At 65.9% G+C, this 10,726-nt stretch carries 10 protein-coding genes; 8 read left to right on the top strand and 2 right to left on the bottom strand.

Going from position 1 to position 10,726, the window contains the following annotated elements:
- Positions 1 to 304: 304 nt before the first annotated feature.
- A complete protein-coding gene (locus tag ACVOMB_RS19785; protein ID WP_481532755.1) occupies positions 305 to 1,132 on the bottom strand; it encodes an inositol monophosphatase family protein in 828 nt (275 codons plus the stop codon).
- Positions 1,133 to 1,251: 119 nt separating this feature from the next.
- Between ACVOMB_RS19785 and ACVOMB_RS19780 the strand changes: the two genes are divergently transcribed.
- From ACVOMB_RS19780 to ACVOMB_RS19770, 3 genes are read left to right on the top strand one after another with little or no spacing between them, the layout of a single operon-like run.
- The gene (locus tag ACVOMB_RS19780) at positions 1,252 to 2,019 is read left to right on the top strand and encodes an RNA methyltransferase (protein WP_481532754.1); all 768 of its coding nucleotides are present in this window, start codon (positions 1,252 to 1,254) and stop codon (positions 2,017 to 2,019) included.
- 60 nt (positions 2,020 to 2,079) lie between these two features.
- On the top strand, positions 2,080 to 2,997 hold the full coding sequence (locus ACVOMB_RS19775; RefSeq protein ID WP_481532753.1) for a phosphate/phosphite/phosphonate ABC transporter substrate-binding protein: 918 nt from the start codon (positions 2,080 to 2,082) through the stop codon (positions 2,995 to 2,997).
- Positions 2,994 to 5,141 carry a putative bifunctional diguanylate cyclase/phosphodiesterase gene (locus tag ACVOMB_RS19770; protein ID WP_481532752.1) on the top strand — a complete coding sequence of 716 codons (2,148 nt, stop codon included), beginning with the start codon at positions 2,994 to 2,996 and terminating at the stop codon, positions 5,139 to 5,141. Before ACVOMB_RS19775 ends, ACVOMB_RS19770 begins: the two co-directional genes overlap by 4 nt.
- A gap of 42 nt (positions 5,142 to 5,183) precedes the next feature.
- Here the strand turns inward: ACVOMB_RS19770 and epmB are convergent, their stop codons facing one another.
- Entirely contained in the window at positions 5,184 to 6,212 is a 1,029-nt protein-coding gene (gene epmB, locus ACVOMB_RS19765) for an EF-P beta-lysylation protein EpmB (RefSeq protein ID WP_481532751.1), read from the bottom strand.
- Positions 6,213 to 6,312: 100 nt separating this feature from the next.
- On the opposite strand from epmB, the gene efp reads away from it, so the two are divergent.
- From efp to ACVOMB_RS19740, 5 genes are all read left to right on the top strand, one after another.
- Positions 6,313 to 6,879, top strand: coding sequence for an elongation factor P (gene efp / locus ACVOMB_RS19760; RefSeq protein ID WP_481515545.1), 567 nt, complete (start codon positions 6,313 to 6,315; stop codon positions 6,877 to 6,879).
- A 118-nt stretch (positions 6,880 to 6,997) separates the two neighbouring features.
- Positions 6,998 to 8,335, top strand: a complete 1,338-nt coding sequence (locus ACVOMB_RS19755; RefSeq protein WP_481532750.1) for a TRZ/ATZ family hydrolase — start codon at positions 6,998 to 7,000, stop codon at positions 8,333 to 8,335.
- Positions 8,336 to 8,378: 43 nt separating this feature from the next.
- Positions 8,379 to 9,101 (top strand): bifunctional 2-polyprenyl-6-hydroxyphenol methylase/3-demethylubiquinol 3-O-methyltransferase UbiG, encoded by a 723-nt coding sequence (gene ubiG / locus ACVOMB_RS19750; RefSeq protein WP_481532749.1) that lies wholly within the window; start codon positions 8,379 to 8,381, stop codon positions 9,099 to 9,101.
- A complete protein-coding gene (locus ACVOMB_RS19745; protein WP_481532748.1) occupies positions 9,098 to 9,787 on the top strand; it encodes a phosphoglycolate phosphatase in 690 nt (229 codons plus the stop codon). Before ubiG ends, ACVOMB_RS19745 begins: the two co-directional genes overlap by 4 nt.
- 19 nt (positions 9,788 to 9,806) lie before the next feature.
- The gene (locus ACVOMB_RS19740; RefSeq protein WP_481532747.1) at positions 9,807 to 10,487 is read left to right on the top strand and encodes an isoprenoid biosynthesis enzyme family protein; all 681 of its coding nucleotides are present in this window, start codon (positions 9,807 to 9,809) and stop codon (positions 10,485 to 10,487) included.
- Positions 10,488 to 10,726: the final 239 nt, after the last annotated feature.

The following is a 10,726-nucleotide window of genomic DNA, read 5'->3' as shown; positions in this document are numbered from 1 at the left end:
GGGGGGGGGGGGGGGGGGGGGGGGGGGGGGGGGGGGGGGGGGGGGGGGGGGGGGGGGGGGGGGGGGGGGGGGGGGGGGGGGGGGGGGGGGGGGGGGGGGGGGGGGGGGGGGTTTGGGGGCGGGGGGCCCCCCGCGAAGCTGGCGGTATTGGATCGCCGGCAGCTTGTGGCATCTGATTGATTTCTTGCTTCGCGGCTGACGCCGCTCCTACAAAAAATCGGTGCCCAAAGCTTTGTCCACAAAAAAACCGATGCCAGAGCTCTGGCATCGGTTTCGAGGCGGCTTACAGCTTATGCCAGCTGGATCAGAACTTCGGATCGAACTCGGCGGCGTAGCCGGTGTTGACGAGTACCTTCTGCAGGGCTTCGCACACCTTGATGTTGCCAGCCACGACCTGCTGGGTCTCAGGGCCGCGCGAATCCATGCGGTCCAGCGGGGCGCCGCGGTAGTTGCAGACCTTGCCGCCGGCTTCACGGACCAGCAGCACGCCGGCAGCGATGTCCCATGCCTTCACGCCTGCTTCGAAGTAGGCGTCGGCGCGGCCACAGGCCACGTAGGCCAGGTCCAGCGCGGCGGAGCCGGTGCGGCGCACGTCTTCGGCCTGCACCAGCAGGGTGTCAACGGTCTTGAGCTGGCTGCTGGCACGGCTGCGTTCGCGCGGAGCGAAGCCGGTGTGGATCATCGTGCCTTCCAGGTCCTTGCGGTCGGACACGCGCAGACGGCGGTCGTTGAGCACGGCGCCATTGCCCTTGGAGGCAGTGAACAGTTCATTGCGCAGCGGGTCGAAGATCACCGCGTCGGTCGGCTCGCCGTTTTCAACCAGGGCGATGGAGACACAGTAGTGCGGGAAGCCGCGCAGGTAGTTGCTGGTGCCGTCCAGCGGGTCGATCACCCACATCATGCGGTTGACGCCCTGCAGGCCGCCTTCTTCGGCATAGATGCCGTATTCCGGATAGGCGCGCTTGAGTTCCTTGACGATTACTTTCTCAGCGTCGGCATCGACTTCGCTGGCGTAATCCATCCGACCCTTCTGTACCACGTTGAGGGCTTCAAGCTTGTTGATGTTGCGGAGCAGGACGTTGCCGGCGAGGCGAGCGGCCTTGACCATGACGGTTACGGCGGGTTTCTGCATGGCTAAAGGCTCCCGTGAGGGCAGAGATCGGATTGGCGGGGGAAAAGAGCAGGTCCGGCGCAAAGGCCGGCCGCGCAGTTTACCATCTACAGCTGTCTCGCTCCTGATTTTTTAACGCCATGTCTGTTTCCGCTCATATTCGTTTCGTTCTTGTTGGCACCCAGCACCCCGGCAACATCGGCGCGGCGGCCCGTGCGATGAAGACCATGGGGCTGGCGCGGCTGGTCCTGGTGGCCCCGGAAAAGCCCTTGGACGAGGACGCCTTCCGGCGCTCGGCCGGCGCCGAGGACGTGCTCGGCGATGCGCCGGTATTCGCCACCCTGGCCGAAGCCGTGGCCGATTGCCGGCTGGTACTGGGCTGCACCGCGCGCTCGCGACGGGTGCAGCTGGAAGAGCTGCTGCCCGAAATGGCCGGCCAGCGCGCCGTGGCCAAGGCCGGTGAGCCCGCCGAAGTGGCCTTTGTATTCGGTCGCGAGCGCACCGGCTTGACCAATGAAGAGCTGCAGCTCTGCCACGCAGCCGTGCATATCCCGTCCGATCCTGAATTCAGCTCGCTGAATCTGGCTGCCGCGGTGCAGGTTCTGGCCTACGAGGTGCGCATGGCGGCGCTGGAATCGCAGCCCACCGCAGCGGCGCCGGTATCGGTTGAGTCGGGTCAGGACGAAGCGCCGGCCAGCCATGCGCAGTTGGAGGGGATGTTCGGCCAGCTGGGCGACACCTTGGAGCAGATCGACTTCCACAAGGGCCGCGCCCCGGAGTCGGCCATGCGCAAGCTGCGTCGTCTTTTCATGAAGGCGGAGCTGACCGAGCAGGAGGTGCGGCTGATGCGAGGCATTCTGTCCGATGCCCAGCGTATGGCCCGCCTGGCCTCGGCTGACAAAGGCTGAGGCCGGCGTCACGCTTTGCTAAAAGCGGTACTCTGTGGGGATGGATTAGGGGGTGTCGTTTTGGGTGTCTTGCGATGGCTTTGGGGAGCCGCACTGACACTGGCTGCACTGCAGCCCGTAGCGGTGGGGGCGGTTGATCGTTCGGTATTGGTCTTGGGGCGGATCAGCGATGATCCGAAGTCGCATTACGACCAGCTCAAGCCACTGCTGGACTATGTGGTGCCACGCATGCGCGAGGTCGGGATCGTCGAAGGACGCATCCTGATGGCCAAGGACGCGCAGCAGATGGGTAGCTATCTGCGGCGTGGCCGGGTTGATTGGGTCACCGAGACTTCCGGCACGGCGATGGCGCTGGGCCAGCGGGCGGGCGCGAAGCCGCTGCTGCTGACCGAACGCAATGGCGTGGGCACGTATCACAGCGTGTTCTTCGTGCGCCGTGACAGCCCGGTAACCACGCTGGAGGAGCTGCGTGGGCGCACCTTGGCGATGCAGAGCGCGCTGTCCACCAGTGCCTATCTGGTGCCCGCCATGGAGCTGCTCGACCACAACCTGCAGCCTGAAATACTGCTGGACCCGCGCGATACCCCGGTCGAGGACTCGGTGGGATATGTGTTTGTGCGTACGGAATTGAACATATCCACCTATGTGCACAAGCGCGTGGTGGATGCCGGGGTGATCAGCAGCATCGACTGGAGTGACAACCAGGCGATGCCGCCAGCGTTCCGCCAGGACATGCGGGTGCTGTACCGCAGCGAGCCGATCCCGCGTGCGGTGGAAATGGTGCGTTCCGACCTGGATCCGGCGGTGCGTGACCGCCTGCAGCAGGTGTTGCTGCAAGCCAGCAGTGACCCAGTGGCCGGGCCGGCGCTGGCCAAGTTTTTTGGCACTACAGGCTTTCATCCCGTAGACCCGGAGAACCTGCGCGCACTGGAGCGTCTGCGCCGCGGTCTGGCCCGGATCCGGATGGAGGTGGAATGAGCAAGCCACGGTTTGGATTGCAGGCTCGATTTCTGGCCGCCAGCGCCGTGGTGCTGCTGGTGGTAGTGGCTATCGTCGGCCTGATGTTGGTGCGTCAGGCCGCCGCCCAGCGCGAGGCCTTGCGCAACAGTGGCGAAGTGCTCAGCCAGGTGTTCGATCAAGGCGTGCGAGAGCGCGGCACCGCTTTGGCCAATGCTTTGGCCGATACGCTGATAAATCCGCTGTACTACTCGGATCTGGCTGCTATCGGTACGGCGGTGCGCAATACCGCGCGGCAGAAATCGGTCAGCTATGTGCTGGTGTACGACCCGGACGGGCGGCTGATTCACGACGGCTCCTTCGACGTGGCCGGTTATGGCCAGCCGATGAATGATCCGCTGGCCAAGGCAGCGGTGCGTTCGCTCAAGCCGCTGGTGCAGGAGTCGCCCTCGATACTTGAAGTGGATGTGCCGCTGGCGATTGGTGGTGAACCGCTCGGTGGCCTGCGCGTAGGTATGAATCTGGCACCGGTGCGCGCCCAGGAGGCCAAGTCCATGCAGGCGCTGGAGCAGCGCATGCAGGAGACCCAGCGGCGGGAGCTGGGCTGGGCCTTGGGCCTGATGCTGCTGTTGCTCGGCTTCGTCTGCGTGATGGCGTTCTACGTGCAGTACACGCTGGTGCGGCCGATCCGCTGGTTGGGCGTGGCGGCGCAGCGTATCGAGCGCGGCGATTACCTGATCGAGGCGCAGGCGACCCGCCGCGGCGACGAGGTCGGTGAGCTGCTGCGCACCTTCGATCGCATGAGCCAGAGCATCGCCCGGCACGACCGCGACGTTCGCCAGATGGCCTATACCGATGCCCTCACCGGCTTGACCAACCGTCTGGCTTTCCGCGAGGCCCTGGACCACCGCTTGTTGCGTGCGCAGGCGGCCGGACGTGGGTTGGCGCTGTTGTTCATCGATATTGACGAGTTCAAACGGGTCAATGACACGCTGGGGCACGAGGCCGGTGACGACGCCTTGCTGCAGTTTGCGCAACACATCTCCAACGCCGTTGAGCAGATTGGCGGCGATGACGCCTTGCTGGCCCGGTTTGGCGGTGACGAGTTCGTCATCCTGATCAGCCAGGGCCAAAGCAGCGCTGCCGAGACCGCCAAGCTGCTGGCAGAGCGGCTGGTGATCGACCTGGGCAAGCCGCTGCAGGTACAGCAGCGCGAGATTTTCCTTGGCAGCTCGATTGGTATCACCCTGTTCCCGGAGGACGCAGCGGATGCCACTGCGTTGCTGAAGAACGGTGATATCGCGATGTACCAGGCCAAATTGGCCGGCAAGAACTGCTTCCGTTACTACAGCCTGGCCATGGACCATGCGGTGGAGCGGCGCCTGCATCTGGAGCAGGAGCTGCGTGGGGCCTGGGAACGCAACGAGCTGCGGCTGGTTTACCAGCCGATCTTCCGCACCCGCGACCGCATGTTGTGTGGCGTGGAAGTGCTGCTGCGCTGGGATCACCCGGCGCTGGGCGCGATCCCGCCGTCGGTATTCATCGATGTGGCCGAGCAGAGCGGGCTGATCCAGATGATCGGCCCCAAGGTGCTGCGCGCTGCCTGTGAGCAGGCCCAGCAGTGGCCGCGCAATTCGATAGGCGAGGAGTTGTTCATTTCGGTCAATGTCTCGCCCAAGCAACTGCGCAACGGAGACCTGCTGCAGGAGGTCGAAAGCAGCCTGCTCGGTTCCGGGCTGGCTGCTTCGCGCCTGCATCTGGAGCTGACCGAGACGGCGGTGATCGGCGATGAGATGCTGGCTGTCTCCTTGCTGGAGAAGCTGCACCGTGCCGGGGTGAAGGTGTGGCTGGACGACTTCGGTACCGGCTTCTCCGGGCTCAGCCATCTGCGCCAGGTGCCGGTGGACGGGGTCAAGATCGACCGCAGCTTTGTCGCCGACATGGAGCGTGACGCCGACGATCTGGCGTTGACCACGGCCATCATTGCGATGGCCCATGCGCTGGGTATTACCGTGGTGGCCGAGGGTGTGGAGCAGGAGGCGCAGTTCGAGCTGCTCAGCCAGCGCGGCTGTGATCTGGTCCAGGGTTACTGGCTGGGGCGGCCTCTGGAAGCGGCTGGGCTGGTAAGCCTGCTGGAACGCGGCGCGATGGCGGCGGTGCGCTGATCTGGCCGATTGGCTTGGCCGCCTTGGCGCAGCCGCTCCAGCTCAGAGCGGCCGCTTGCTGGTGTCGCCGGCGATCTCGCGTACGAGTTTTGGCACCAGATAACCGGACAGCCGGGCCATCAGCCCGGCGTGCAGGGCCAGTGCCTGCTCGTCGCTGACCTCAAAGTGGGCCGCGCCCTGCACCTTGTCCAACTGGTACAGGTAATACGGCATCACCCCGGCGGCAAAGCTGCGCTCGCTCAATGTTGCCAGTGCGTCCAGCCCGTCATTGACGCCGCGTAGCAGCACTGCCTGATTGAGCAGTTGCGCGCCGGTGGCGCGGATGCGGGCCAAGGCGGCATCCACCTGGGCGTCGAATTCATTGGCGTGGTTGGCGTGCAGCACGAAGGCCACTGGCCAGGGCAGGCTGCTCAGCCACTGCACCAGACTATTGTCGACGCGCTCGGGCAGAACCACCGGCAGGCGGCTGTGGATGCGCAGGCGCTTGATATGCCCGATGGCGGCCAGGGCATCGGTCAGCTCGGCCAGCTTGGAGGTGTTCAGCGACAGCGGGTCGCCACCGGACAGGATGACTTCGTCGATGTCCGGGTCGGCCGCGATCGCCGCCACGGCCTCCTGCCAGCCACCCTTGGCGGCGTTCTCGCCGGCATAGTCGAAGTGGCGGCGGAAACAGTAACGGCAGTTGATCGCGCAGCTGCCGGTGGTCACCAGCAGGGCGCGGCCACGGTACTTCTGGATCACCCCGGTGGCTTTCTTGGCCGCGCCGTCGCCAACGGCATCGAAGCTGAACCCGGGGACGACCTGCATCTCGTCGGTGATCGGCAGTACCTGTCGCAGCAGCGGGTCGGCCGGGTCGCCGTGGCGCATGCGCGCCACAAAACCGCGCGGCACCCGCAGCGCGAACTGCGCCAGCGCATCGGCCGAAACGCCCGCCGCTTCAGCATCCAGCCCCAACACTGCCAGCAGCTCGGCCGGGTCGCGGATGGCTTGGCGCCAGTGCGCCTGCCAGCGGTCGTCGGGCAGGGTCAGGATGGCTTTTTCTGGAGTGAGGGCGGGGGCTGCGGTTATCATTGGCGGTCAGAAAAACAGATGGCCCACCAGATGGCGGGCGTTCCATTCTAATCCGGCCGCCCGCAACACGCGGCGGTTTTGCCAATTCAGGAGTTTCAGCATGGCCAGTTACGGCATGAACGACGTAAAGAACGGGATGAAAATCCTGGTCAACAACGCCCCGGCGGTCATCATCGACACCGAGTACGTCAAGCCGGGCAAGGGCCAGTCCTTCACCCGCGTGAAGTACCGCCTGATCAAGGACGGCCGCACCCAGGAAGTGACCATGAAGTCGACCGACACGCTGGAAGCAGCGGACGTGGTCGATACCGACATGAACTACATGTACAGCGACGGCGAGTACTGGCACTTCATGGACCCGGAATCCTTCGAGCAGGTGCAGGCCGACAAGGCTGGCATGAACGGCGCCGAGAAGTGGCTCAAGGGCGAGGAGTCCTGCGTGGTGACCCTGTGGAATGGCGTGCCGATCGACGTGACCCCGCCGAACTTCGTTGAGCTGAAGATCGTCGAGACCGATCCGGGCGTGCGCGGTGACACCTCGGGCGGCGGCGGCAAGCCGGCCACCCTGGAATCCGGCGCTGTGGTCCGCGTCCCGCTGTTCGTCAACCAGGATGAAATCATCCGCGTTGACACTCGTTCGGGCGAGTACTCGGCTCGCGTCAAGTAAGCAATACGATGCAGGCGCCGCCACCCATCACCCCGCAGCCACGCGCTGCTGGTGCTGGGGATGCGGCGCCTGCTCGCATCCGGCATTTGCCGGGCCAGGCAACAGAAAGGTGATGACCGTGAGTGATATCCAACCCCAGCAGTGCGATCTGTTGATCGAAGCCGGTTACGTAGTGCCGGTAGAGCCGCATGCGGTGGTGCTTGAAGACCACGCGGTGGCGATCCATGACGGCGTGATCGTGGCAGTGCTGCCGCGTGCCGAGGCCCGCGCGCGTTTCAGCGCAAAGCAGGTCGTTTCGCGCCCGGAAGCGGCGCTGATCCCCGGTCTGGTCAATGCCCATACCCATAACCCGATGACGCTGCTGCGTGGCATCGCCGATGACCTGCCGCTGATGACCTGGCTGCGCGAGCACATCTGGCCGGTGGAAGCGGCGGTGATCGGGCCGGAGTTCGTTGCCGACGGCACCACCCTGGCCATCGCCGAGATGCTGCGTGGTGGCACCACCTGCGCCAACGAAAACTATTTCTTCGCCGACGTGCAGGCGGCCGTGTACAAGAAGCACGGCTTCCGCGCGCTGGTCGGCTCGGTGATCATCGACTTCCCCAGTGCCTGGGCCAAGACCGATGACGAGTACTTTGCACGCGCCACCGAGCTGCACGATACCTGGCGCGGCGACGCGCTGATCGGCACCGCGTTCGCGCCGCATGCACCGTATACGGTGAATGACGCCAACTTCGAACGGGTGCGGATGCTGTCCGACCAGCTCGACAGCCGCGTGCATCTGCACACGCATGAGACCGCGCAGGAAATCACCGATTCAATCGCCCTGCACGGGCAGCGCCCGCTGGCCCGACTGGATCGACTGGGTCTGGTCAACGAGCGTCTGATCGCGGTGCATATGACCCAGCTCACCGATGCCGAGATCCATCTGTGTGCCGAGCGCGGCGTCAGCGTGGTGCATTGCCCGGAGTCGAACCTGAAGCTGGCCTCGGGCTTCTGCCCTGCCTGCGCACTGGTCAAGGCCGGCGTCAATCTGGCCATCGGCACCGACGGCTGCGCCAGCAACAACGACCTGGACATGTTCAGCGAGAACCGCACCGCGGCCATCCTTGCCAAGGCCGTGGCCAACGACGCTACCGCGCTTGACGCGGCGACCACGCTGCGTGCGTCGACACTGGGCGGCGCCCGCGCGCTGGGCTTCGGCGACCGCATCGGCTCGATCGAAGTCGGCAAGCAGGCCGACCTGGCCTGCGTGGACCTGTCCGCGCTGGAAACCCAGCCGCTGCACCACGTGCTGTCGCAGCTGGTGTATGCCGCTGGCCGCCACCAGGTCAGCGACGTGTGGATCGCCGGCAAGCCCAAGCTGGTCCAGCGTCAGCTGGTCGACATGGACATCGCCGCGATCACCGCCAATGCGCGCCAGTGGCGCGACCGCATCCGTACCATCCGCGCCTGACCGCGCAACCGGCCGCCCCACGCGGCCGCAAGAGGAAACCGATATGAGTGCAGCTTCCACCTCTACCAACTTCGATCAGGCCGAACTGGACAAGTTCGCCGCACTCGCCACCCGCTGGTGGGATGCTGACGGTCCGCAGAAGCCGCTGCACGCGCTCAATCCGGTGCGCCTGAAGTACGTGGCCGACCGCGCCAGCCTGCGCGGCGCCAAGGTACTGGACATCGGCTGCGGCGGCGGCCTGCTCAGCGAAGCGCTGGCCAAGGAAGGTGCGCAGGTTACGGCCATCGACCTGGCCCCGGAGCTGGTGAAAGTCGCTCGCCTGCATGGCTTGGAATCCGGCGTCAGCGTCGATTACCGGGTGCAGGCTGCCGAAGATCTGGCTGCAGAGCAGCCGGGCAGTTTCGACGTGGTGACCTGCATGGAAATGCTGGAGCACGTACCGGACCCGGGCGCGATCATCGCCGCCTGCCATCGTTTGCTGCGTCCGGGTGGCAAGCTGTTCCTGTCCACGATCAACCGCACTCCTGCTGCCTTTGCAGTGGCAATTGTCGGTGCCGAGTACATCGCCCGGCTGCTGCCCAAGGGCACGCACCACTACCAGGAATTCATCAAGCCGGCCGAACTGGGCGCATGGTTGCGCGCGGCCGATCTGTCTTTGCAGGACGTCACTGGCATGGCCTACGAGCCGTGGCGCAACCGCGCCCGCCTGAGCAGCCGCACCGACATCAACTATCTGGCCTACGCGGTCAAGCAGGAACAGGCATGAGTGCCAGCTCCTTCCCGGCAGCCGTGCTGTTCGATCTGGACGGCACCTTGCTGGACAGCGCACCGGACTTCGTCGTCACTGCCAACCGCATGCTGCAGGCACGCGGTATGGATGAGGTGACGCTGGAGCAGCTGCGCCCGGCAGTGTCCAAGGGCTCGCGGGCGATGCTGGCGGTTGCCTTCCCGCTGATGGGCGAGGCCGAGCGGCATGCGTTGATTCCCGAGTTTCTGGAGATCTACGAAGCGCTGATCGGCCAGTACGCGACCCTGTTCGACGGCATCGAAACCATGCTGCAGGCGCTGGAGCAGAACGGCACCACCTGGGGCATCGTCACCAACAAGCCGGAGTATCTGGCGCGCCTGATCCTGCCGCAACTGGGCTGGGAGCAGCGCTGCGCGGTGCTGATAGGCGGTGACACCCTGGCCGAGCGCAAGCCACATCCGCTGCCGCTGCAGGTGGCCGCACAGCAGATCAAGACCGCCGCCAGCGCCTGCGTCTACGTCGGCGATGACGAGCGCGACATCATTGCCGCACGCGCTGCCGGCATGCCGTCGGTGGCGGTGTTGTGGGGCTACCGTCTGCACGGCGATGACCCGCAGGCCTGGCAGGCCGACAGCATTTGTGAGTTACCGCAACAACTTTGGCAGCCCGCCGCATGGCCAGCTACCCAACCGGCTTCGGCCTGATTCAACAACGAGGTTTGATGTGAGCAGTGCGCTGGACAGCTTTCTGGACAAGTGGCGTGAGCGTTGGCCGGAATGGGCCTTCGTGGAGCGGTTTGTCGACGAGGCCGATCGTGAGCGCAGCGTGGCCTGGTTCGCGCTGCTGCAGGAATTCGACGACATCTTGAACGCCAGCGGCGACACCACGCCGCAGGACGCCAAGCTGGCGTGGTGGGGCGAGGAGTTGCGCAGTTGGGAAGTGCAGCGTTCGCGACACCCGCTGGGACGCCTGCTGGAGCCGGTGCGTGCGCCGTGGGCGCAGCTGGCCGATGCCTTGCCGAGCTTGATCGACGCGCGTGATCGCGTGGCTGACGAAGCGCAGGCGCGCAAGGCCTTGGCGCAGTACGCGACAGCGGTGGCGGGGGTGGAAGCGGCAGTGTTCAACAGCAAGCCGGCGCCGACGGCTGCCGAGGCGTTGACCACGCAGATGCTGGCACTGCGCGTGCAGGAACAGGCAGCGTCGGTGCCGCAGGCCTTCAGCAATGAAATGGAATGGGACAAGGCCCTGCAGGCGGCATGGCCGTCGCGCGTCGCTGGCCCACGTCCGCGCCGTGTCTATGCGGTGCTGGCGCGTGGCCGCCAGCAGGCGCGCATCCGTGGCGGCGAGTACCAGCCGAGCCCGGCGGGTTTGATGTTGCGTAGCTGGTGGGCCGCGCGGGGCTAAACCTCGCGGACCTCAACGGAGCCGCTCCCTTCTCCCGTTTACGGGAGAAGGTGCCCGAAGGGCGGATGAGGGCGGCTTTGCGTTGTTGACTTATCAGCTTCGCGGCTCACGCCGCTCCCACACGCATTGTTGGGGATGCGCCTGTAGTGGGGGGGGGGGGGGGGGGGGGGGGGGGGGGGGGGGGGGGGCGGGGCGCGGGGGCGGGGCGGCGCGGGGGGGGGGTAGGGGCGGAGGGGTGG

Source organism: Stenotrophomonas sp. STEN018 (assembly GCF_056760235.1).
Note: the sequence above shows the minus strand (reverse complement) of the source record. Positions and strands in the feature narration are given on the sequence as shown.